This is a genomic window from Candidatus Tumulicola sp. (assembly GCA_035601835.1).
In the GTDB taxonomy this organism is placed as follows: Bacteria; Vulcanimicrobiota; Vulcanimicrobiia; order Eremiobacterales; family Eremiobacteraceae; genus DATNNM01.
The window spans coordinates 69,592-93,079 of sequence record DATNNM010000012.1 but is presented as its reverse complement, the minus strand read 5'-3'; the positions used below and the strand labels follow the sequence as shown (position 1 = coordinate 93,079).

Annotated in this window: 19 protein-coding genes; 8 read left to right on the top strand and 11 right to left on the bottom strand. The window is 64.9% G+C overall.

Annotation, left to right across the window (positions count from 1 at the left end; genetic code table 11):
- Window positions 1–8: 8 nt before the first annotated feature.
- Window positions 9–2,456, bottom strand: a complete 2,448-nt coding sequence (locus VN934_08140; protein ID HXM18772.1) for a molybdopterin cofactor-binding domain-containing protein — start codon at window positions 2,454–2,456, stop codon at window positions 9–11.
- Complete coding sequence (locus VN934_08135; protein ID HXM18771.1) at window positions 2,453–2,935, bottom strand: (2Fe-2S)-binding protein; 483 nt, start codon at window positions 2,933–2,935, stop codon at window positions 2,453–2,455. The genes VN934_08140 and VN934_08135 overlap by 4 nt, the downstream gene beginning before the upstream one ends.
- A 107-nt stretch (window positions 2,936–3,042) precedes the next feature.
- Here VN934_08135 and VN934_08130 point away from each other — a divergent pair, with 107 nt between their 5' ends.
- Window positions 3,043–5,556, top strand: a complete 2,514-nt coding sequence (locus VN934_08130) for an amylo-alpha-1,6-glucosidase (GenBank protein ID HXM18770.1) — start codon at window positions 3,043–3,045, stop codon at window positions 5,554–5,556.
- Window positions 5,557–5,579: 23 nt separating this feature from the next.
- Here VN934_08130 and msrB (VN934_08125) read toward each other — a convergent pair whose 3' ends face one another.
- Complete coding sequence (gene msrB, locus VN934_08125) at window positions 5,580–6,089, bottom strand: peptide-methionine (R)-S-oxide reductase MsrB (GenBank protein HXM18769.1); 510 nt, start codon at window positions 6,087–6,089, stop codon at window positions 5,580–5,582.
- 314 nt (window positions 6,090–6,403) lie between these two features.
- Here msrB (VN934_08125) and VN934_08120 point away from each other — a divergent pair, with 314 nt between their 5' ends.
- A complete protein-coding gene (locus tag VN934_08120) occupies window positions 6,404–7,945 on the top strand; it encodes a hypothetical protein (protein ID HXM18768.1) in 1,542 nt (513 codons plus the stop codon).
- 12 nt (window positions 7,946–7,957) lie between these two features.
- Here VN934_08120 and VN934_08115 read toward each other — a convergent pair whose 3' ends face one another.
- Together VN934_08115 and msrB (VN934_08110) are read right to left on the bottom strand one after the other, a co-directional pair.
- Window positions 7,958–8,839, bottom strand: a complete 882-nt coding sequence (locus VN934_08115; GenBank protein HXM18767.1) for a metallophosphoesterase — start codon at window positions 8,837–8,839, stop codon at window positions 7,958–7,960.
- Window positions 8,836–9,231 (bottom strand): peptide-methionine (R)-S-oxide reductase MsrB, encoded by a 396-nt coding sequence (gene msrB, locus VN934_08110; GenBank protein HXM18766.1) that lies wholly within the window; start codon window positions 9,229–9,231, stop codon window positions 8,836–8,838. Before msrB (VN934_08110) ends, VN934_08115 begins: the two co-directional genes overlap by 4 nt.
- A 52-nt stretch (window positions 9,232–9,283) precedes the next feature.
- On the opposite strand from msrB (VN934_08110), the gene VN934_08105 reads away from it, so the two are divergent.
- The 4 genes from VN934_08105 to VN934_08090 are packed head-to-tail and all read left to right on the top strand — an operon-like array spanning window position 9,284 to window position 12,809.
- Window positions 9,284–9,961: a hypothetical protein gene (locus VN934_08105; GenBank protein ID HXM18765.1), complete on the top strand. Its 678-nt coding sequence runs from the start codon at window positions 9,284–9,286 to the stop codon at window positions 9,959–9,961.
- 34 nt (window positions 9,962–9,995) lie between these two features.
- Window positions 9,996–10,907, top strand: a complete 912-nt coding sequence (locus VN934_08100; protein HXM18764.1) for a proline dehydrogenase family protein — start codon at window positions 9,996–9,998, stop codon at window positions 10,905–10,907.
- On the top strand, window positions 10,895–11,845 hold the full coding sequence (locus tag VN934_08095; GenBank protein ID HXM18763.1) for a dihydrodipicolinate synthase family protein: 951 nt from the start codon (window positions 10,895–10,897) through the stop codon (window positions 11,843–11,845). Before VN934_08100 ends, VN934_08095 begins: the two co-directional genes overlap by 13 nt.
- A gap of 1 nt (window position 11,846) precedes the next feature.
- Window positions 11,847–12,809: an alpha/beta hydrolase gene (locus VN934_08090; GenBank protein HXM18762.1), complete on the top strand. Its 963-nt coding sequence runs from the start codon at window positions 11,847–11,849 to the stop codon at window positions 12,807–12,809.
- Window positions 12,810–12,812: 3 nt separating this feature from the next.
- On the opposite strand, the gene VN934_08085 is transcribed toward VN934_08090, so the two are convergent.
- From VN934_08085 to aceB, 6 genes are all read right to left on the bottom strand, one after another.
- Window positions 12,813–13,667 carry a xanthine dehydrogenase family protein subunit M gene (locus tag VN934_08085; protein ID HXM18761.1) on the bottom strand — a complete coding sequence of 285 codons (855 nt, stop codon included), beginning with the start codon at window positions 13,665–13,667 and terminating at the stop codon, window positions 12,813–12,815.
- Window positions 13,664–16,003, bottom strand: coding sequence for a molybdopterin cofactor-binding domain-containing protein (locus tag VN934_08080; GenBank protein HXM18760.1), 2,340 nt, complete (start codon window positions 16,001–16,003; stop codon window positions 13,664–13,666). Before VN934_08080 ends, VN934_08085 begins: the two co-directional genes overlap by 4 nt.
- Entirely contained in the window at window positions 16,003–16,518 is a 516-nt protein-coding gene (locus VN934_08075; protein ID HXM18759.1) for a (2Fe-2S)-binding protein, read from the bottom strand. Before VN934_08075 ends, VN934_08080 begins: the two co-directional genes overlap by 1 nt.
- 90 nt (window positions 16,519–16,608) lie before the next feature.
- Window positions 16,609–17,829, bottom strand: a complete 1,221-nt coding sequence (locus VN934_08070; GenBank protein ID HXM18758.1) for a DUF4349 domain-containing protein — start codon at window positions 17,827–17,829, stop codon at window positions 16,609–16,611.
- Window positions 17,826–18,404 (bottom strand): sigma-70 family RNA polymerase sigma factor, encoded by a 579-nt coding sequence (locus tag VN934_08065; protein HXM18757.1) that lies wholly within the window; start codon window positions 18,402–18,404, stop codon window positions 17,826–17,828. Before VN934_08065 ends, VN934_08070 begins: the two co-directional genes overlap by 4 nt.
- A gap of 115 nt (window positions 18,405–18,519) precedes the next feature.
- Complete coding sequence (gene aceB, locus VN934_08060; GenBank protein ID HXM18756.1) at window positions 18,520–20,067, bottom strand: malate synthase A; 1,548 nt, start codon at window positions 20,065–20,067, stop codon at window positions 18,520–18,522.
- Between the two features lie 365 nt (window positions 20,068–20,432).
- Here aceB and VN934_08055 point away from each other — a divergent pair, with 365 nt between their 5' ends.
- Complete coding sequence (locus tag VN934_08055; GenBank protein ID HXM18755.1) at window positions 20,433–22,250, top strand: DUF2339 domain-containing protein; 1,818 nt, start codon at window positions 20,433–20,435, stop codon at window positions 22,248–22,250.
- Window positions 22,247–23,485, top strand: a complete 1,239-nt coding sequence (locus tag VN934_08050; GenBank protein ID HXM18754.1) for a DUF3999 family protein — start codon at window positions 22,247–22,249, stop codon at window positions 23,483–23,485. The genes VN934_08055 and VN934_08050 overlap by 4 nt, the downstream gene beginning before the upstream one ends.
- Window positions 23,486–23,488: the final 3 nt, after the last annotated feature.

The following is a 23,488-nucleotide window of genomic DNA, read 5'->3' as shown; positions in this document are numbered from 1 at the left end:
TTTAGGCTTCAGGCGCGGGCGGGCGTCGGGACCTTTCGCAACTTGAGCGTGGCGCCCGTCGAAGCGTCCAGCGCCTTGAGCACTTTCTCCGGCGTGATCGGCGTTGAATAGATGCGCGCCTTGATGGCGTCAGCCACCGCGTTAGCGATCGCGGGGATCACCGGGTTGAGCGGCCCCTGGCCCGCTTCTTTGGCGCCGAACGGCCCCTCTTTGTCGTCGGTTTCGATGATGAGCGCTTCGATCGGCGGCGTGTCGAGGCTGGTCGGCGTTTTGTAGTCGAGCAGATTGGGGATCTTGTGCTCGCCGGCGCGGAAAGGCCACTCCTCGTAGAGCGCTTCGCCCAGTCCCATGTACACGCCGCCCTCGATCTGCCCTTCGACCGAATCGGGGTTGAGCGCGCGTCCGACGTCGTGAGCCAGCGTGAGCTTCTCCACCTTGATCTCGCCGGTGTCGAGATCGACGTCGACTTCCGCCACGCACACGCTATACGAGTACGCAGGCGACGGCCCGACGCCTGAGCCCTTGTATTCCGCTGCCAAGCGGGGCGGCGCGTACGAACCGACGCCGACGATCGTGCCGAACTTCGCCTCGGCGGCCTGCGCGGCGTCGATGAAGGTCAGCTGCTTTGCCGGATCGTCGATGTCGAAGGCGCGACGGTTCGCCAGCGCGATCCGTTCGACCGGGATTCCAAGTTTCTCGGCGGCAGCCTCGGCGATCTGCTTGCGCGCCGCTTCGCACGCTTGGCGCGCTGCGTTGCCCGCCATGAACGTCACGCGACTTGAATACGAGCCCAGATCGACGGGCGTGAGATCGGTGTCGCCGTAGCACACGCGCACGTCCATGATATCGACGCCCAGCGTCTCCGCGACGATCGAACCCAGCATGTGCGTCGAGCCTTGTCCGCATTCGCTTGTGCCGGCCAGAATGGTCACGCCGCCGCCGCGATCAACTTTGACGATCGCAGCCGACTGCGGCATGGCGTTCCAGTACACCGGCAAGCCGGCGCCGCACAGGTACGAACTCGCGGCCAGGCCGATGCCCTTGCCTGAAGGCAACCTGCCTCGTTTCTGCTTGAACCCCGTGCGCTCCACCGCCGCGTCGATGCACTGTTTGAGGCCGCACGAGGTCACGCGCAGTCCGTTGACGGTGGTGGTGTAAGGATCGACCGCGATGCGCTTGCGATACTCGGCCGGATCCAGCTTGAGCGCCGCGGCGATCTTGTCGAGTTGCGCTTCGAGCGCGAAGCGCGGCTGCGTAGTACCATGCCCGCGCTTGGGTCCGCACGGCGGCTTGTTCGTGAACACCCGGCAGCCGTCGAATTTGTACGCGGGGATCTTGTACGTGACCGTCGTCAAGGCCCCGGTGTAGTACGTGGTCGCCACGCCGTACGACCCATACCCTCCGCCGTCGAGCCAGGACTGGAGATGGATCGCGGTGATCGTGCCGTCCTTGCGCACGCCGGTCTTGAGCTTGAACTTCACCGGATGCCGGCCGCGATGCGCATAGAAGACTTCTTGGCGCGTCAGCGCGATCTTGACCGGCCGGCCCGTCTTCATCGCCAGGTAGCCGGCGGCGAGCTCATGCGCGAACGGCTCGGTCTTGCCGCCGAAACCGCCGCCGACCGGCGGCGCGATCACCCGCACGTGACTGCCGGGGAGTTGCAACACCGCCGCCGCGATGCGGTGGAGGTAGTGCGGCGTTTGCGTGGAGCACCAGAACGTCAGCTTGCCGTCGGCGCCGTACTGCGCCACGACAGCGTGCTGCTCGATCGGCGCGTGCGTGTTGCCCTCGAAGAAATATTCGTCCTCAAAGATATGGTCTGCTTGCGCGAAGCCGCCTTCGACGTCTCCGAATTCGAGATGCACTTCTTTGTGCACGTTGTTCGTGCGCCGCGGATTGGGATGGATCTGCGGCAGGTCGTCGCGCAGCCCTTGCTCGATCGACATGATCGCGGGCAATGGCTCGTACTCGACGTCGATGAGTTCGAGCGCCTCTTCCGCGGTGAGCTCGTCGTCGGCCACCACGCAGGCGATCGGATCGCCGACGTAACGCACGCGGTCGGTCGCCATGACCGTTTCGTCCGGGCTGGAGGGCAAGATGCCGTAGCGCACCGGCAGGTCCTGTCCGGTCGCGACGGCGACCACGCCAGGCAGCTTGAGCGCTTTGCTCGCATCGACGCGCGTGATGCGCGCGTGCGCGTGCACGCTGCGCAGCATTTTCCCGTAGAGCATCTGCGGCAGGAAGATGTCGTCCGCGAATTTGTCCTCGCCCGTCACGCGCGCGTACGCATCGAGTTTGGGAAGCGCTTTGCCGACGACGTGAAAACCCTCGGGTTTATCTTTGGGCCTCTGCGGAGCTCGAGCGACGATGCTCGACGTCTCGCTGGCGGGCGTGATGGCCCGCGCGTCGCCGTCGGGATTGGTCGCGGTGGAAACGGCGCGCACGTCGTCGTTCATCGCATCCTGCCCGCGGCCAATGCGATGGCCTCGACGATCTTGGTGTAACCGGTGCAGCGGCACAGATTGCCGGAGATGGCTTGGCGGATCTCGTCGTCGGTCAGGTCTTGCTTTTTCTCCACGAGCGCAGCGCCCGCCATGAGAAAGCCGGGCGTGCAGTAGCCGCACTGCGCCGCGCCGCACTCGACGAACGCCTGCTGGATCGGATGCAGCGTGCCGTTATGCGCGAGCCCCTCGACCGTGCGGATCTCGTGGCCCTCGCTTTCAACGGCGAGGGCTAGGCACGATAGAATCGGCTCCTCGTCGATCAACACACAGCATGCGCCGCAGTGCCCCATCTCGCAGCCGTGCTTGGTGCCGGTCAGCCCGACGTCTTCGCGCAGCACTTCGAGCAGCGTCTTGTTTGGGTTGAACGCGCACTCGATCGCCTCGCCGTTGATGCGAAGCCGCTTGAGCACTTTTGCAGGAGCTACCGTCACCTGTTCTCCCCCGTTCGCTCAGCCGAACGACCGTTCAGCCGGCTGAGAACATTATAGCCGCGCCCTATGGCGCGGGCAAGAGCAGTTGATAGCGCGTACCTATGGATATGGAAGGATCACCGAGTTCCGGGCTGGTGCAGTACCGGCCGCGCCTCCGCACGCTCCCGCAATACACCATTTCTGAAACCGAGCTGGCGAGCGGCGCCAGCCTTGGCAACGCTTCGGTCTGGGTCAACACGAAGGGCAACGGCGCGATCGAGCGCGTGTTTTGTCTCGCGCTCGGCGAGACGTTGGTCGGCGACATATCGCTGCGCTATGCCTCTACCGGCAACACGCTGAACCCACCGCCTTCGCGCGCGCACGACACATCGGACACCCCATTCGTGGGCCTGCGGCACGATACGCCCGGCAAGTTCGACATCCACCCCGCGTACCAGCGCCGTCGCTACTCGCTCGCCGGCGCGGTCAGCGTTTCTGAAACGACGTTCGTATCGCTCGGCCGCGGCTTAAAAGCCGAGGTGGACCGGCCGGTCGTCTACCAGGTGGTCGAGTTGTTCAATCGCGGACGCATGCCGTACGAGCTGCGCATCACCGGTTTTGCCCGCTTGCGCGGCACGCTCGCCGCCGACGTCGAGGCTCGTTTCGTTCCCGAGCTGAGCGCGCTCGTAGCGCGAAACCGCAGCCGTCCCGATGCGGTCCGCATCTTCGGCCTCTCCGCGCCGCCGGCGCGCTACGCGACGACTTTCGATTTCGGGGCGGTCTACGATCCGTCGCACGCGCATCCGCTCTCGAACTCGACCGAAGCGAGCGGCGACGTTCTGGCTGCGCTGCAACTCGACACGATGGTCGGCCCGCGCGAGCGGTTCCGCATCTGCTTCATCACGGGCGTGTACGCGCGAAACGAGCTCGAGGCGATTGAAGAGCACAAACGAGCGCTGGACTTCTCGGACGCTTTCGAACAGACCATCAAATACGTCGAGAGCCTGCTCCAAACCGCGCGCGTTCTCACGCCCGACCCCGTCATCAATCAAGGCGCGCTGTGGAGCAAGGTGAACATGCGGCGCGTGATGGCTGCGTATCCTCAAGGACGCGCTTTCACCAACGAGCCGGGCGTGTCGTCGAACGTGGTCATCCGGGATGGCGCATGGTTCGTCTACGGCTGCGATCACTTCATGCCGGGCTTTTCGCGGGCGCTGCTGGGCAAATTCGTCGCACAGCAATATCCGGATGGCAAGCTGCCCGAATTCTACAACGCCATCGACGGACTGCGCGAGGACGACGGCCTGAACATCAACGACGACACGCCGCTCTTCGTGCTCGCCGTCAACCATCACTATCGCGCGACCGGCGATGAGGCATGGCTGGGCCGCACGTATCCGGCGGTGGCGAAGGCGGCGCGCTATATCATGTCGCAGCGCGACGAGCGCGGCCTGATCTTCTGCAAGGCGCGCGATCCGCGCGGCAACGTGTGGGCGATCGCGAGCTGGCGCAACGTGATCCCCTTGTACAGCATCAACGGCGCGGTGACCGAAATCAACGCGGAGTGCGTGGCAGCGCTGCGCGCCGCCGGCCATCTCGCTCAAGAGGCGAAGCGGCCGAAGGGCGAGTGCGACGAATTCGCAGCGGCGGCGCTCGGCATCCGCGACGCCATGAATCGGCACTTGTTGAACCCGGAGAACGGATTGTACTACCTCAACATCGACGTGGATGGCAACGTGCATACGGACGTCACCGGCGACCAGGTCTTCCCGGTGATGCTGCGGGTGTGCGACGAGGAGACGGGCTTCCGCATCATCAGCCGCCTGAACTTCCCGGATTTTTGGACGTCCGCCGGTCTGCGCACCGCGTCGCGCTACGATCCGATGTACGACCCCTCGGCCTACGCCGGACTCCTCGGGGGCGTCTGGCCGGGCCTGACCTGGTGGTATGCGTTTGCAGCGGCGCGTTACCACCCTGAGTTCATGGTGCGCGCTTTGCGCAGCTCGTTCGAGCACTATGGCGCAAATCCGAAAGTGAACAATACCGTCCCCGGTCAGTTCAGCGAATGGTTCGACGGTGAAAGCTTGGTCAATCGCGGCATGCGCTTGAGCCCGTGGGAGCCGCCGCGCTTTCTATGGGCTGCCATCGAGGGCGTGTGCGGCCTCATGCTCTCGCCCGGCAAAGCGTCCGTGAATCCGTTGGTCCCGGCGACGTGGAAGTGGGTCGCGCTGCGACGCCTCCCGTATCACGGCGCCAAGCTTTCGTATTTTGCGGTGCGTCAAGCCGGGCGCTTCCATGTCTACGCCACCGCGGAGGTCGAGACGGAGCATCTCGCGGAGACGTATGAGGAAGACGTTTCGGGTCGGGTCACGGCTTTTTCTGAAAGCGCCGCCGTCATCGCGTTCCGGCGCCGCGGTGGCATCGCGATCCTCGTGGGCAACGTCGGCTCGCAGACTTCCGCCGTGCCGCTGAACATCAGTCGGATCGTCGAGACAGACGCCACGTACGAGCCTCGCATCTACGACAGCGAACGCGACGGGTGGGAAAAGGGCGCACCGGCCAGCGGCGAGAGCCTGCGCTCGCTCGCGGTCACAATCGAAACGCACGGCTATCGGCTCATCGAACTGCACCGCAAGACGTAGCAGGAAGATGTAGTGCCGGGGCTTTAGCCCCGGTTCGGTCTGAACGTCAGCGCGACGCCGTTCATGCAGTAGCGCAGACCCGTGGGCTTCGGTCCATCGTCGAAGACGTGGCCAAGGTGTCCGAGGCAGCGGCGGCAGTGCACTTCGGTTCGCACTTCGAAGAGGCTGTTGTCCGTCGTGGTCGCGACCGCGTTGGGCAGCGGCGCCCAGAAGCTCGGCCAGCCGGTGCCGCTGTCGAATTTCGTCTTGGACGAGAACAACGGCAGGTCGCAGCCGGCGCATGAATACAACCCCGACCTCTTCTCGTGATCCAGCGGGCTGGAAAACGCCCACTCGGTCCCTTGCTTTCGGAGGACGACGAACTGCGCGGGCGTCAAGCGCTTGCGCCACTGATCCTCCGAGAGGGTGCGGTAGTCAAGCGCGTCGCTCGGCCTCGGCGTCGCAAGCGAAACGCCCGCACTTCCGATCGCGGAGAGCAGCGCGGCGGCACCGCGGATGAGAAAGGCTTCTCGCTTCATCGATCCTTGCTTCATCACCATTCCTTAACAGAGTACGTTTTGGGGAGCGCGTTGGTTCAGCCTGTGACCCACGGCACAAGAAATCGGGGGTGCGCGCGGCGAATCCGGCCGTGTGAGCGATCGGCCCGTTTCGCGCGGTCTCTGCGACCCAGGCGCAGGGCATCTATACCTAAGGAAGGGAACGAGGGTGCTGAGACGCCCGCTGGAAAGCGGGCTTTATTTAGTGGGGCGTTCGGTGGCCTTGGGGACGAATGCAGAAACCACATCCGCTTAACGGTTACCAAAGGACGCGGCACGAGGGTCGCTACGATAGACCTGCGGGCTTCGGCGTGTCCATCGTCCTCCACACCTTTCTCGTCCTGTTCTTCATCGTATCAATCATGAGTTTCATCTACGGCGGCGGCCCGACCGAGCAGGCGCCGAGCACGTACTCGCTGATCATCCAGACGCTGGTCCGCACGCCGCCGCCGGTCAAGCCGGTGCCGGCGCCGCCGATACCCGCGCCTGCCGTTCCCGTGACGCCGCATCGCGTCGTGCGTCCGGTCGTCACACCGCCACCCGCGACGCCGGCTCCGACGCCGCGTCCAGAGCGTCCGCGTGTCATCGCAAGAGTGCTGACCCCGACGAAACACGAACTGGCGCGGAAAAGCCGGTTGGCCACGCCGCAGCCGACGCCTTCGACCTTCAAGACCTTCAAAGAAACGGAGCACGTCGCGCGCGTCTCGCCGCCGCCGACCGTGCAACCGACACTGCCGCCGTCGCCGTCGCCGCAGCCCACCCAAACGCTGCGGCCGTCACCTCAGCCCAGCGCCACGGTCGTCGCCGTCGTCACCGCGCCCCCCACCGTGCAGCCCTCGCCAAGCCTTAAGCCGACCGTGCAGCCAACGCTGCCGCCCTCTCCCGAGCCGACGGAGAAGCCGACGACCGCGCCGACCCTGAAGCCGATGCCGGTGGTCTCGCCCACGCAAGTGCCGACGCCCAAAGCCACGCCCCGGCCTGCTCCGCCAACGGTGGCGCCGACGCCGAGCATCATTCCCAGCGTTGCGCCCGCGACCGCGCAGCCGACTGCCAAACCAACCTCAGCGCCGACTGTGGCGGCGACAACGGCGCCCGCGGCGCCGACGGCCGTGGTCGCAAGAGCCACCATCGGACCATCACCGCATCCCCTGGCATCCGCGTCGAACACCAATGCACCCGCAACCGCCAAGCCGGTCGCTCAAAAGACCCCAGGACCTTCATCGACCAGTGTCGCGGCAAACGCGAACCCGCATCCGTCGGCAGGACCATCGGCCGGGCCATCGCCGGGACCCAGCGCGGCGCCGACTTCGGGGCCGACCAAAGGTCCTGGTAAGCAACCATCCGGATCGCCGGCGCCGTCGTCGAAAGGCACATCCGCGCCGCGGCCAACGAGCACGACGGTTGTGCATGCTCCTATAGGCGGTACGCCTGCGCCCGGGCTCGACATCGACGCGCTGAATCGCCGTCTCAACGCCGACCTCGCATTGCAAAAGGTCACCAAGATGCGAGGCATCGAGGGCGATACCGACGCGTTCTACCGCGCGATGGACCAGAAGAGAGTCGCGCTCATGGCGGAGGAGCACAAGCCGCCGCCGGAACTTGCGGGATTGCTCAAGAACGGGCGGCTGTACCAGGCCAAAGATGGCTCGTACTACGTGATCGTCCGCGCGCTGCAGTTCTTAGGTTTCGGCATGTGCGTGGGCGTCACCGTCGGACCGCGTACGGTGGCGAACATCCCACTGCAGGTGCCGAGCAAGATCAACTGGGTCGTGACGCCCTGCCCGAAGGACTACAAGGCTCCGACCGGCAGCGCGATGTCGCAGCCCAACATCACGGTCCAAACCACGAAGTAATAATTTCCGGGGCTAAAGCCCCGGCACTACATGTTTGTGGCATAGCGCGCTACCGCGGTCGCTGAACTTGCCGCCGGCGACCGGCACGAAACGCCAATCATACCCGTTCGCGTGCAGAGCGAGTTCCAAAACTCCGAACGTCGAAGCATCGCGCACTTCGCTATTCGGTTCGGTTTTGTAGAAGACGCTGTGGCTTCTGCCCCCGGTTCCGGCCACGATCTCCCGGATGCCGCGGACCGGATCGCCTGCGCCGGCCGGCGTTTGCGGCGAAAAGCGCTCGTAGTCATGATCGTGGCCGTTCAAGACGAGATCTGCGCGCGCCGCGTATAGATCGCTCCACAACGCTTGATACGTCTTGTCGCTGTGATGGGTTCCGGACGAGAAGCGCGGCTGATGCCAATACGCCAACGTGCACGCAGCGCCTCGGTGGACGTGCAGGTCTGCAGCAAGCCAGCGTTCTTGCGGCGATCCCGATCCGCACCCGCCTACCGCCCAGCAGTTCCCGTTGAGCGAGATCAGATGCCACGTCCCGAGGTCGAAGCTGTAATATCCGGCGCGTGGGTCTCCCGCGGATCGACCGAAGTATGCGAAGTAGCCTCGAGCGCCCCGCGTGTAGTATTCGTGATTGCCGGGACTCGGGTGCGTGATCGCCTTGAGCCGGCCCCACAGCTTGTCGTACGAGTTGTCGAACTGCGCGAGCGTGCCGTCCTGATACTGTTCGTCCCCGAGCGCCAAGAAAGCGCGATACGGCTGCGCGCGGGCAAGCGCGTAGGTGTCCGCTTCGTGACAGCCGCCCAACCACTTTTCGAAGTCGAAGCCGCCTTTGGAACGGTCGCAAGCGAGGTCGCCGGCGGCGATGATCAACGTAGTCGACGCGAGAAGCGCCGCGATCACTTCTTCGGTTTGAACGAGAGGGCAGCTGAGTTCATGCAGAAGCGCTGGCCTGTCGGCTTCGGTCCATCATCGAAGACGTGCCCCAGGTGCGAGCCGCACGCTTTGCAACGCACTTCGGTCCGAACCATGCCCAGACCGGCGTCCTCGATCAGCTCGACGGCTTCCCGGTTGACCGGCTCCCAGAAACTCGGCCAGCCTGTGCCAGAATCAAATTTTGTGTCCGAGCCGAAGAGCGTGGCTCCGCACGCCGCGCACGCGTAGCTGCCTGATTCTTTGTTGTGCAGCAGGGCGCCGCTGAACGGCCGCTCGGTGCCGGCGCGGCGCAGCACTTCATACTGCTCGGGCGTGAGATCGCGACGCCACTCCGCGTCGCTTTTTTCGACTTTGCTCATGTCTGCGCGGTTCGACGCAGGATGCGCTTTTCCCCGACCGAATTGGCTGGCTATGAAACGACAAAGCATATCCGCGCTCTTGTTCGCGTTCGCGCTCGTGTGCGCGAGCCTCGGCACCGCGTCCGCTGCGGTAACGCCGAAACCCACCACCGCGCCGGCAACTGCCGCAGAGCAGAGCTTCGTCGCGCGGGTCACGGCCGATCTGCAAAAGCGATTCGGTTCGCAGCGCGCCGCATCGGCGGCGGGCTACTACCGCTTCACCGATGAAGACGACACGGGGGCCATCAGTTGGGTCAACACCAAGTATTGGAAGAGCGACCCGCAGCATCCAAGTCAGCTCTGGTACGATGCCAAAGGACGCTTGATCGGCGTCGACCTCTCTGTTCCCAAGAGTGATTCAGCGACGGCTCCGAATCTATGGGGCATCTCGCCGTCACGCTGGATCACGTTTAGGAAGCACGTCCATTTCGGCGTGAAGAACGCATCGGGCCTGACCTACGGCGGGGTCGGGCCGCTGAAAATAAGCAAGGCCGGAGGCAACCCTGACCGTCCGACCGCAAACGATGTCGTCAAACTCCACCGCGCCAAGAGCACCGGCGATGTCGCCTTTGTGTTTGTGTTCCCGGCCATTTGGGATCTGCAATTCTGGCTCGTGCCCAATCCGAACGGTCCCTTCGCGGAACGCAACCCGAACGTGATTCCAAGCAAAGCACCCAAGTCGGCGATGTAGTGTTCGGGCGAGCTCAGGCGAGCGCTGAGCCGTAGTGCTGCGAACCGCCCTGCTGGGGGCTGCCGACAACCGCTCGCTGCGGCGCTTCATGTACCGCCATGGGATGAATCTCGGTGCGCGGCGCTTCGTCGCGGGCGAAACACTCGATGAATTCGTGGGCGTGGCCCGCGCGGTGAACGGCCGTGGGTTTTCAGTCGCGGCCGGCCTGCTCGGCGAGAGCGTGGGCGACAGGTCTGAAGCTGTTGCCGCCTCGCTCGAGTACCGCGCGATTCTAAATCGCATGGCGGCCGAGCGTCTGCGTGCGAACATCGCGCTCAAACTCACGCACCTCGGGCTTGTCATCGATCAGGATCTCGCGCGCGACAACCTGAGGTCCGTAGTCGAACATGCCGCCACGCACGGCAATTCCGTGCGCGTGGATATGGAGCAATCGGCATACACGGATGCGACGCTTTCGATGTACCGCGCGCTGCGCGAGGCCGGGCACGCGAATGTGGGGACGGTGCTGCAATCGTATCTGTATCGCTCGGAGGACGACCTGCGCGCCTTGCTGCCGCTGCAGCCGAACCTGCGGCTGGTCAAGGGCGCCTACCTCGAGCCGGGAAGCATCGCGTATCCGCGCAAGGCCGACGTGGACCGAGCGCTCGTGCGCCTCATCGAGGCATCGCTGTTGGGCGGCGGCTTCACCGCCGTAGCGACGCACGATCGCGCCATCATCGAACATGCGGTGGCGTTCATCGAGCGGCATGCGATTCCGCGGCAGCGATTTGAGTTCCAGATGCTGTATGGCGTCCGGCCGTCGCTGCAGTCGGAGCTGCTCGAGCGCGGCTTTTCGGTACGACTGGCGATCCCGTTCGGTTCGCAATGGTTCCCGTACTTGATGCGGCGTCTGGCGGAGCGCCCGGCCAACCTCTTCTTCTTCTTGGGTTCGTTGTGGCGGAACTGAAAGCGCCGGCGCGGAGGCAGCGACTATCCGGCGTCATGGCAGCGGTGTTGACGCCGATGGACGATGACGGTGCCGCAAACGCAGGCCTGCTGGCCGAACATTGCCGCCGGCTCATCGAGGCCGGCTGCAGCGGCATCGTGCTGCTGGGCACGACCGGCGAAGCGAACTCGTTCACACTCGCGGAGCGGCAAGCGCTGCTCGAAGCGGTGCTTGAGGCCGGCCTAGCTGCCGACGCGTTCATCGTCGGCACCGGCTGCTGCGCGATCGAAGACAGCGCGATGCTCACGCGGCACGCGCTCTCCCTGGGCGTTTCGCGCGCGCTCATGCTCCCGCCGTTCTACTACAAGGGGGTCAGCGACGCGGGTGTGTTCGCCGCTTACGCCAGGGTGTTCGAGCGCGTGAATGACGAGCGGCTGCGCGCCTATATCTATCGCATCCCGCAGATGACCGGCGTCGACGTCGGGATCGATCTGGTCGAGGCGCTCCACGCCGCGTATCCCTCCATCGTCGCCGGCATCAAGGACAGCAGCGGCAAGTGGGAAGACACCGAAGCGCTTTGCCGGAGATTGGGCTCTGCGATCGATGTCTTCGTCGGCAACGAGACGCTGCTCGTGCGCGCACTCGCCGCCGGCGCCGCCGGCTGCGTGACGGCGACCGCGAATGTCAATGCGCGCGCGATCGTCGAACTTTTCCTTACGCGTGAACGCGGCGACGCGGCGACGCTGGAACGCAGCGTCGCGGCTGCGCGCGCCACGTTCGAAGCATTTGGCTTGATCCCGGCGCTCAAAGCGTCAGTCGCACAGACGACCGGCGTGCGATCGTGGCGCAACGTCCGCCCGCCGTTGCTTGCGCTCACCGACGCGCAGGAACGCGACCTTTTCAAGCGGCTAGGGGCGACAGACTCGAGTCCGGCCTTCCCGGCGCCGATTAAGAGATAGCATGACATCATCATCCGTTTATTCCCGTGTGATCGCCGCCGCGGCGGTCGCCGCAACACTAGCCGGTGCCGCTCAGAGCGCGCGCGCTGCCGACATCGGCACAAATCTTCCCAGCCCCCTGGCGCGCATCGAGGCCGGCACGCTGCACGTCGACAAATATGGCAGCGGCACACCGGCCGTCATCTTGGTGCCCGGTTTGACCTGCGGACCGTGGGTTTGGGAAAGCGCCATCAACGCGCTCGCCGCATCGCACACCGTGTATGCTGTGACCCTACCCGGCTTCGACGGTTTGCCGCCCGCAACGCCCCCACTGCTCGATGCAGCCGACGCCGGGCTGCTGCAGCTCATCACCAAGGAGCACCTCGACAGGCCCGTCCTGATCGGCCACAGCCTCGGCGGTTTTCTCGCGCTGCGTTTCGCAGAGGAGCATTCCGATCTGCTGCGCGGTGCGGTCACCGTGGACGGCTGGCCGGTTTTCCCGACCTACGTCAACATGACGGCTGAGCAGCGCAAAGCCGCAGCGCGTCTCACCGCAGGCCAGGTCCGCGATTACAAAGATTTCTTCGCCATGGGCCAGCAGCGCGCGCTCATGGGGCTGATCACCGATCCGCAAAAAGTCTCGCAAGTCGCCAGCCTTGCAGCCAAGAGCGATCCCGACGCCACCGCGCAATATCTCGAGGAAATGCTGCAGGCTGACCTACGGCCCGCGCTGGGAACCATCAAAGTCCCGGTCCTGGCGCTCGCGCCGGTTCCGGACAAGGTGCCGGCGGATTGGCCCGACTACGCCAAAGCCATGACCCCGGACCAGCTGACCCAAGCGATCGTGCAGTTCGATGGAAGTCTGATGGGCGGCGCCACGAGCGTGACCGTCAAACCGATCGCGAACGCGCGGCATTTCGCGATGATCGATCAGCCCGAAGCGGTCAACAAAGCGCTGACCGATTTCCTCGCCGGATTGAAATAAGATTCAGGCGCGCTTCAGGGCGATGCGAATGGCCCGTGCCGCGAACACCTCGGTCATAGCCTTGCGATAGTCGCCGGACGCGAACGTGTCGCCGCGAACCTCGACGCCGGAGGCCATTCCAGAACACGCCCGGCGCCCCGCCTCTGCATCGTCGGCCTTGCCGCCGATCAGAGCTTTCTCCGCCGCAGTCGCGCGAAATGCGATGTCGCCGACGCCGGTCACCGCGAGCCGCGATGCGGCGATCGCGCCGCTCTTCAGCGTGAGGCTCACGGCGACGCCCACCACCGCATAGTGCGAAGCAGGACTGTGGAACTTCGCGTACGCTGAGTTCGGCGCATCAGCGAAGGATATCGCGGTGAGGATATCGCCGTCTCCCAACGCGGTCTCGAACGTGCCGACGAAGAACTTGTCCGCGGGTATCTCGCGTTTGCCCTTTTGACCTTCGACGTGCAGGCGCGCATCGAGGGCCAGCATGACCGCCGGATAGTCGGCGGACGGATCGGCGTGCGCACATGCGCCGCCGATCGTGCCGCGATTGCGCACCTGCGGATCACCCAGCTGATTTGCGGCATCCCACAAGGCCGGCGCGCGCTTCTCCAGTTCTTTCGACGCGGCCAGCGCGGCGTGCGTGGTGAGGGCGCCGATGGTGAAGCGGCCGCCTTCGTGTTTGATGCCGGCAAGCTCGCGCAAGCGCCCGATATCGATGAGCACGCTCGGCCGCGCCAAGCGCAGTTTCATCATCGGCACCAAGCTGTGGCCGCCGGCCAGCAGTTTGGCGTCGGCGCCGTGTTTGTGGAGCAGGGCGATCGCCTCCGCGACGCTCGCCGCGCGCGCGTATTCGAAAGATGCGGGCATCATGGTTTTCCGTCTCCCGTGCGTTGCATCGCCTTCCAGACCTTTTCGGGCTTGAGCGGCATGTCGAGGTGTTTGACGCCGAAGGGCGCGAGGGCGTCGATCACCGCGTTGGCGACCGCCGGCGTCGAGCCGATCGTGCCTGCTTCGCCGATGCCCTTGACGCCCAGCGGGTTGACGTCCGTCGGCGTCACCGTGCGCGCGAGCTCGAAATCGATCATCTGCTCCGCGTGCGGCACGGCGTAGTTCATGAACGTGCCGGTCAGCAACTGACCGTCCTCGTCATAAACCGCTTCCTCGAAGAGCGCTTGGCCGATGCCCTGCGCGATGCCGCCGTGCAGTTGGCCGTCGACGATCATCGGGTTGATGACCTTGCCGCAGTCGTCCACGGCGAAATACTTCACCAGTTTGACGTCGCCCGTTTCCTTGTCGACCTCGACGACGCATATGTGCGCGCCGAACGGATACACGAAGTTGGCGGGCTCGAACCGGCGCGTGGCGTCGAGGAACGGCTCCACTCCGGGCGGCAGCTTGTCGGCGCGGAACGCCGCGAAGGCGACTTCCCCGATCGTCATGCTGCGCGAATCGTCGCCGCGCACCCACATCTTGCCTTCGCGCCACTCGACGTCGGCCGGATTGGCCTCCCAGGCGTGCGCCGCGAAGAGCTTGGCCTTCTCCTGGATGCTGTCGATGGCCAGCCACAGCGCCGCGCCGCCGACCGCAGTGCCGCGCGAGCCGAAGATGCCCACGCCGTACTGCACCCGATCGGTGTCGCCGTGCACGACGTTGACGCTCTCGATCGGCACGCCGAGCCTATCTCCCACGATCTGCGCGAACGTCGTCTCTTCGCCCTGACCGTGCGGCGACGTGCCGGTCATCACGGTGACGCTGCCGGTCGGTTCGACGCGTATCGTCGCGCTCTCCCAACCCGGCGCGGGCAACGCCATGGATGGGCCGAAGCCGCAGACCTCCACGTAGGTCGACACCCCGATGCCGAGATAGCGGCCTTGCTCGCGCAGGCTCTTCTGCTGAGCGCGCAACCCCTTGTAATCGGAAAGCTCGAGCACTTTGTCGAGCGTCTTCGGGTAGTCGCCGGTATCGTAGGTGAGGCCGGTCGCGGTCGTATACGGAAAAGCGCTGGATGGGATGAAATTCTTCCGCCGCACTTCTGCGGGATCGAGTTTGAGCTCGCGCGCCAGCAGATCCATGGCGCGCTCCAAAAGGAAGGTCGCCTCCGGGCGGCCGGCGCCGCGGTATGCGTCGGTCGACATCGTGTTCGTGAAGACCGCCTGAAGGTCGTATGCGATGTTCTTGATCGCATAAGGTCCGGAGAGCATAAGCACGGTGAGCGTCGGGATGGCCGGCGTCAGGACCTGATGATACGCGCCCATGTTCGCGAGGATCTTGACGCGCAGCCCGAGCACCGTGCCGTCTTTTTTCGCCGCGACTTCCACGAATTGGATCTGATCGCGGCCGTGCGTTGTCTGATGATGGTTTTCGGTGCGCGTCTCGACGTACTTCACGGGCTTGCCGAGCGCGCGGGATAGCCAGCAAACTATCGCTTCGTCCGCGTACACGTTGAGCTTCGAGCCGAAGCCGCCGCCGACTTCCGGCGCGATCACGCGCATTTTCGTCTCCGGCACACTGAGCGTCAAGGCCAGCTGCGTCCGCAAGATGTGCGGTATCTGCGTCGATGACCACAGCGTCATCGTGCCCATGCCGCGGTCCCAGCTGCCTATGCAAGCGCGCGGTTCTATGGCTGAGGGCAACAGGCGCTGATTGACGATGCGCTCCTTCACCACCACGTCGGCTGCCTTGAATGCGCCGTCCACGTCACCCGACACGAAGGGCATGCTGAACGCGATGTTGGTCTTCACGTGATCGTGGACGTACGGCGCGCCGGCGGCAGCTTTTTCGAGGTCAACGACCACCGGGAGGGGCGTATAGCTCACCTTCACGAGCTCCGCAGCGTCGCGCGCGACGTAAGGATCGGTTGCGACGACCACGGCCACCCCTTCACCAAGGCAATTCACTTCGTCGGTCGTCAGCGGAAAGTGGTCCGGCGACACCAAGCCCTCGATTTGCGGCGCGACCGGGAGCCCCGGCGCCATGCCTTTGCCTTGCATGTCTTTGGCGGTGAAGACGCCGGCGACGCCGGGATGCTTTTTGGCGGCAGCCGTGTCGATGTTGCCGATCTTGGCGTGCGCGTACGGGCTGCGCACGAATGCCGCGTGCAGCATGCCGACCAGTTTGACGTCGTCGACATATGTGGCGCGGCCGGTGATGAGCCGCGGGTCCTCGCGGCGCTTGATGCGAGCGCCGACCATCGTTGTGAATGCCATCAGCGTCTCGCTCCCACCGGCTCGCGCTCGGCCGGCGTTGCCTTCGTGCCGCTTCGCATGGCTTTGGCCGCGGCGCGAACTGACTTCACGATGTTCTCATAACCGGTGCAGCGGCAGAGGTTGCCCTCCAGCCCCGCTCGGATCTCATCGTCGCTGGGATCTGGGTTGCGCTGCAGCAGATCCACCGCGCTGACGATCATGCCGGTCGTGCAGTAGCCGCACTGCAAGCCGTGTTCGGCCCAGAAGGCTTCCTGCATCGGGTGCAGCGCTTCGTCGCTGCCGAGGCCTTCAATCGTCATGACGCTGGCGCCGTCGGCTTGCACCGCCAACACCGTGCAGCTCTTCACGGATTTGCCGTCGAGCATCACCGTGCACGCGCCGCAGCTGGATGTGTCGCAGCCGATGTGCGTGCCGGTGAGTCCCAATTTTTCTCGCAACAGATGCGCGAGCAACAAGCGCGGCTCGACGTCGAGCTCGTGCGCGACGCCGTTGACCGACAATCGAATGGCAAGCATGGGAGGTAGCCCTCCAGGATGTGCGAGGATACTCGTCTTCGGGGACGGGTGACTACCCTACGCGCGCACCTTTTCCTGCGCCCGCCGGCGCTAGTACGCCGGGCGGCGGCGCAGCCATGCGACCAGCCACCAGAAGAGCGCGATCGGCACTGCCCAGTACGGCGCGAACGCCACGACGCGCAGGACGCCGGCGCCGATGCGCAGCGCCAGCTCTTTCGAATCGCGCAGCGCGGTCTGCCATGCCTCGCCCAGCTGCGTGCCGGCGCCGGGGCCGACGAGGGCGGCTGGGATCTCGTCCTCGAGACTGATCGAAAGCGCTGAGTAGGCGACGCGGTGCTGCATGGATTTGAGCTGCGCGTCGAGCTGCTCGATCTCATCGCGCGTCGACGAGATCTGGTTCTGCACGTCGAGCAGGTCGGCGACCTTGCCTTGCCGGTCCATGATGCGCAGCAGGTCTTCCTCGGTATGGCGCAAGTTCTTGAGCCGCGCCTGCGAGTCCACGATTTGGTTGGTGACGTCCTCGGCCGCCACCGAGCGCGTCTGCACGCCGCCGAGTTTCGCGATGGTGTCCATCGTCTGCGTGAAGCGGTCTTGCGGCACGCTGAGCCTGAGCGTTGCGATGTGCCGCTCGCCGGGCTGTGAGGGCGTGGTGTCATCGAGCGCCAGCACGTCCCCGAATTGCGCCTGAGCGATCTCCTGCAAGCGGGCGATCGTCTTTTCGACGTCGGGCACGAGCAGGCTCATGCTTCCCGTGCGGATGATCTGCGGCCGTTCGAATGGAGGCTTATTGACGGCGCTCGTCGTGGACTTCTCTCTTGTGACTTGATCGGCTTCCATCACAGATCTCGGGGCGGCGACGCCGCCACTGGCGCGGTCTGCCGGAGCGGGGACCTTAAGGGCCTCTACCGGGATCAGCTGCGGCGGAGGCAATGCCCTCTGCCCGCTGGGCGCGCTCGTGAAGCGCACGAGCGTGCCGCCCGCGATGAGGAACAGCGCCAACGACGTGACGAGCACCGCTGCTTTTGCGCCGGTGGAGAGGCCGCTCCACCATTGCGAGCCGGCCTTTTGCGTCTCGCGCATGCGCTCGATCTCTTCGACGTTCGCAAGCGTGCGATTGAGCAAGAACTGCGACGGACCCGGAGCATGCGCTTCTACGTCGAGCATCGTCTTCTGCAGCGCCTTGAGCGTCTCGAGGTCCGATGCGCACAGCTCGCAGGTCTCGATCTCTTTTTCAACCGCCTCGGCTTGAGCCGGCGCGAGCGTGCCGTTGACGTACCACGGCAGCAATTCGGCGATTTTGGCGTGATTCATGATATCTCTCTCCGGAAACCCCGCCGCTCGAGCACTTGGCGCAGTTGCTGTTTTGCGTAGAACATGCGCGATTTGACAGTGTTGATGGGGCAGCCGACGATCTGCGCGATCTCGGCCTGCGAGCAGCCGTTGTTGAACGCCAGGTCGAGGACGCCGCGGTGCTCTGCCGACAGAGCGTCGAGCGCCGCGGCCACCTCGCGCCGCTCGCTCTCGTCGATCGCCGCCGCCTCGGGACCTGGCCGAGGGTCGGGCGCGCCGGCGACGGCGTGCAGTTCGGTGACCTGCGGTTGCCTGCGCCGCAGAACGTCGATGCCTTTGTTGTGAGCGATGCCGAAGATCCAGGTTGAGGGCTTCGCGTGCCCGCGATAGCGCGAGGCGTTCTTCCACACCTCGATCATGACGTCGCCGGTCAGTTCTTCAGCCAATTCCGGTGAACGGACGATGCCCAGCAGGTAGCGGTAGAGCTTGCGCTCGTACGCGCGGTACAGCTGCTCGAACGCGCCGCGATCGCGCTTTGCGATCTGGCGTATCCACTGCGCCTCGACCTGTGGGCTGGATGCCTGTTGTGTCTGCATCTCGTCCGTCCGTTGCGGTGAGGTTGAGCGGCGCGGCGGGCGGGCTGGTGGTGTCGCGTCGCTCTGCCCGTGTGTCGTGCAAAGGGCCTAGAAGGTTCATCGGACGGACGAAGGCTTAGGGGAGCAGTTCGTAGGCCGGCAGCGTCAGGAACTCCGTGAAGTCGTCGCTCAGGGCCACGCGTTCGAACACCTTGCGGGCGGCCGGCGCGATGCTGGCTTTTCCAGTTTCTTCTTCTATACTGCGTTCGACGTCAGCGCGGGTACGCCGGCCATGACGCACCCATTGCCACAGTTGCGAGCGCGAGATCTCCGCCGTCGCGACGTCTTCCATCAAATTGTTGATGCCGGCCGCGCCGATGCCGCGCAGCCATGAGTCGAGGTACTGCAGTCCGACGCTCACGTTGGTGCGCACGCCGGCATCCGTCACCGCGCCGCCCTGGATCGCGACGTCGAGCAGTTGCCGCGCGCTCACGTGCACGTCGTCGCGCTGGCGCTCGAGCTGATTCGGACGCGGCCCGAGAACGCGGTCGAATTCCTCGCGCGCGATGGGCACGAGGTCCGGATGCGCCACCCACGTGCCGTCGAAGCCGTCGTTGGCCTCGCGGATCTTGTCCTCGCGCACGCGCGCGATGGCCGCTTCGTTCACCTTCGCATCGCGCCGGCTCGGGATGAACGCCGCCATGCCGCCGATGGCGTGCACGCCGCGCCGGTGGCACGTCTTGACCAGCAGCTCGGTATACGCGCGCATGAACGGCACGGTCATCGCGATCTGAGCCCGGTCCGGCAGCACGAACTCCGCCCGGTTGCGGAACTTCTTGATGATGCTGAACATATAGTCCCAGCGGCCGGCATTCAATCCGGCGCTGTGATCGCGCAGCTCGTAGAGGATCTCATCCATTTCAAAGGCCGCGAGGATCGTCTCGATGAGCACGGTGGCGCGAATCGTGCCGCGAGGCATGCCTAAAGCGTCTTGCGCGAAATTGAAGACGTCGTTCCAGAGGCGCGCCTCGAGGTGACTCTCGAGCTTGGGCAGATAGAAATAGGGACCGCTGCCCCTTTCGATCGAGCGCTTGCCATTGTGGAACATATAGAGTCCGAAGTCGAAGAGGCTGCCCGACATCGGCTTGCCCTCGATAAGCGCATGCTTTTCGGGGAGGTGCCAGCCGCGCGGGCGGATGACCAGCGTAGCCGGATGGTCGCCGAGTTTGTAATGTTTGTCGGGCGTCTTGAGTTCGATGCGGCGCTCGTACGCGTCGATCAAGTTCACGTGGCCAGCGATCAGGTTCTCCCACGTGGGCGTGTTGGCGTCTTCGAAATCGGCCAGGAAGACCTGCGCGCCTGAGTTGAGCGCGTTGATCATCATCTTGCGCTCCACCGGACCTGTGATCTCCACGCGACGGTTGGTCAAGTCGCGCGGCGCGGCCTTGCCCCGCCATGTGTCGGCTCGAACGGCTTTCGTCGACGTCAGAAAATCGGGCAGCGCGCCCGCATCGAACTCGCGCTGGCGCTGCGCGCGCTGATCGAGCAGTTCGCGGCGGCGCGGTTCGAATTCAGAAGAAAGCCGGAGGAGAAAGTCGAGCGCTTGCGGCGTCAGGATATCCGCGGCGCCGTCGACGCGGGGAGCCTGGATTTCGGCGCCTTGGATGCGCCCTTGTCCTGGCATCACGAAGCCCTCCTCAGATGGTGAGAGGAGGGCCACTTGGCATGGGCCCTACGGAGTACCTCGCGCCGCGTTCTAGGCGGCTGTCGAACCTCTTTCCTCGGCCGCTGCGGTCAGTCTAGGGCGACGTCCCGCCACAGCCCAGCCGACGACCAGCAGCCCAAAGACGGTGAACGATGCGAGCAATTCCATGGCCCTATTCTACCGGTCGCGCTACGGTCGCGATATGTGCAGATGGCGAATGCTCGCACGCCGCCATGCCACACTTGTCGGCCGCTCACTCGTCTCCAGCTCTGGGCCGAGCAAACGAGGGGCTTCCGTACCGGTACGATAAACGGCCAGAGGACACGCACATGGATGTGACGCTGGTGCTCTTTGCACTTCTGCTCGCACTCGTTCTTCCGATCGGGGCGATTCTCGGCATCATCGCGTTCGCTCGAGTCGCGCGGCTCGAAAAGGAAATTCGGTCGTTGGCGACCGGGGCTAAGGCCCCGGCGCCGCAAGCACAAGCGCCGACGATTCCCGTGGTTCAAGCACCGGCGGTACGGACGCAGGCGCCCCAGGCGCCGCCCGTGCAACCGCCTATAACACAGCCCAAGGCCGACATCGAAACGGTCATCGGTTCGGCATGGCTCAATCGCGTCGGCATCGTCGTGCTGCTCTTCGCCGCCGCGTTCTTCCTCAAGTTCGCCTTCGACAACAATTGGATCGGTCCGATTGGGCGCGTCGTCATCGGTCTGATCGCGGGTGCCGGCCTGCTATTATGGAGCGAATGGCTCTTCGTAAAACGCTGGACATATTTCTCTGAGGGCATCGCTGCGCTGGCGGTCGGCGTCATCTATCTTTCGCTATATGCAGGCTTCCAATTCTATCACTTTCTCACTCCCTTCGCCGCTTTTGCCGGCATGGCAGCGACGACGGCGACGGTGTTGGCGATCTCACTCGGCCGCGATTCTCAGCGCCTTGCGCTTCTCGCGCTCGCGGCTGGTTTCATCACGCCGCTGCTGATCAACACCGGAGCAGACCCGCTGGTTCCACTTTTCACCTATCTGGCGATCCTCAATGCGGGCCTCCTCACCGTGGCGCGCATCCGCGATTGGCGCAACCTGCCGGCGGCGTTCTTCTTCACCATCGCCTACGCGGTCGCGTGGTGGTTGCACTACTTCGAGCCGTCGAAACTCGCGCTGACCTTCATTTTCGCCACGATCTTTTTCGGCGAGTTCTCCGTGTTGCCGCTCTTGCGCTCCCGCCGCGACGGTGCGATGCGCTCCGACCATGTCATCATGGCGCTGCTGAACGCCGGGTGGTATACGGTAGCGTTGCAGCTCATGTTCTCGGCCGCGGCCGACCCTGCGCGGAATTGGATCCTCGATCTGAACGATACCCGTCGCTGGCTGCTCACCCTCGCTGTATTGGCCCTTGGCGGCGGACACCTCGTCGCCGCGCAGCTGGTCCAACGGCGAACCGGTGACAACCCCTCGCTCGCGCGAGTCATCTACGGCAGCATCGCGTTGACCCTCGTCACCGCAGCCATTCCCATACGTCTGCACGGCGAGTGGCTGGTCGTCGGGTGGTCCGTCGAAGCGGCAGCTCTTGTCTGGGCGGGCTTCACGACGCAGACGCGTCTGCTGCGGGGGTTCGGACTCGTGCTGGCGGCGATCGTAGCCGGGTATCTCGCCTTCGCAACGCCGGATGGCGGTGTGCTGTTCTTCAACGCGCGCTTCGGCGCGTTTGCGGCCTTCGTCGCCGCGTTGTGGGTTTCGATATGGCAATCGGCGCGCAACCGCGTTGCGCTATCGCAGGGCGAACGCACGCTATTCGCCATCCTCGAGGTCGCGGCGAATGTCTACGGTATCGTGGCGTTAACGCTCGAGGGCTGGGATTGGGGCAAACAATTCGGCTCGGTCGCCGGCACGGAGACTCCCGTGTCGCAGCTGTCTGTTTCCGTCGTCTGGGCGGTCTACGCGACGGTCCTGATCGTCCTCGGTGTATGGCGCAACTCGGCGCTCATGCGCTGGCAGGCGCTCATCGTGTTCGGAGTGGTCATCCTCAAGATCTTCCTCGTCGACCTGACCGCTCTCGCGCTCGGCTTCCGCATCGCCGCGTTCTTCGTCGTCGGCGCGCTGTTGCTGGGCGTGTCGTTCCTCTACCAGCGCCGCCGCGCGCTTGGAGCCTCAAAACCATGATTGCATCGATCGCACTCGCCGCGCTTCTGCTTCAGGGCCCCGGCGCATCCGCCGAATCGATGACCGCGCTCCCTGATCAGTGGAAGTACTGGCTCTATTCCGCGCCGATTGAGGTAGGCGTCATAACGCTGCGCCGCATGGTACGCGTCACCGTGCCCATGACGGCTTTTCGCCGCTCGCAAGCAGGCCTTCCGGATCTTCGCATCATCGACGACACGGGGCGTGAGATCCCGTATGTGATCGACATCGAACGCGGCAGTCAGGTCGGCGGGTTGCGCGAGGCGCCGCAGAGCGAGTATGGGTTCGTGCGCGGCTCTTACACGCAAGTCGTTGCGGATACTGGCGAGGGGCGCAAGGAACTTATAGACACCCTCAGGATCGACTCGTCGAACGCGAATTATTTCAGCTGGGTCGAGATCGCCGCCAGCGACGACGAGACCTCCTGGCGCGTCATCAGGGAGCAAGCGCCTATCTTCAAATTCCGGCGCGACGCGCTCGCCGGCACGCAAACCGTGTCGTTTCCGGCGACGCGCGCCCGTTGGCTCCGAGTGCGGGTGCTCGAACCCGATGCGGCATTCCCCATCGATGACATCTTGGTGGGCTACCGGCAGGTAAGACCAGCAGAGCTTGCGCCGTGGCCGCTTGCCTTCAAAGAGAACCCGAAGGAGGACACGCAGCAGACCTGGCTCGAGGCCGACGCCGGCGCCCCGCGGCTGCCCGGCGCAGTGGTCGAGATCGACGCTCAACAGGTGGAATACCACCGCCCGGTGCGGATCAGCGTCAGCGATGACGCAGGCACGTTTACGGAGATCGGCGAGGGCGTGATCGCGAGTGGAGCTTCAACGCAGACGGCACGCCGTATCGAGTTTCAAGAAGGAGGCGGGCGGTATTGGCGCATCACCGTCTTCAATCACAACGACCCGCCCGTCACCGGACTTTCTGCGACGCTGCTCGCCTCACCGCGTCACGTTTCGTTCCGGCAGGAACCTGGCCGCACGTACCGGCTGCTCTACGGCGACAACCGGGCGACGGCGCCGCAATACGACGTCGCTGACCTGACGACGGCCGCGGAGCGCTCCGCCGCGCCGACGGTCAACCTCGGCGCTGAGCAGACCAACGCCGCGTATGTCGATCCGGCTCCGTGGACCGAACAGCATCCGGTCATCCTTTGGATCGCGCTGGCAATCGCGGTATTAGTGATGGGCGGCCTGGCGATCCGGACACTACGCCGCTAGCCC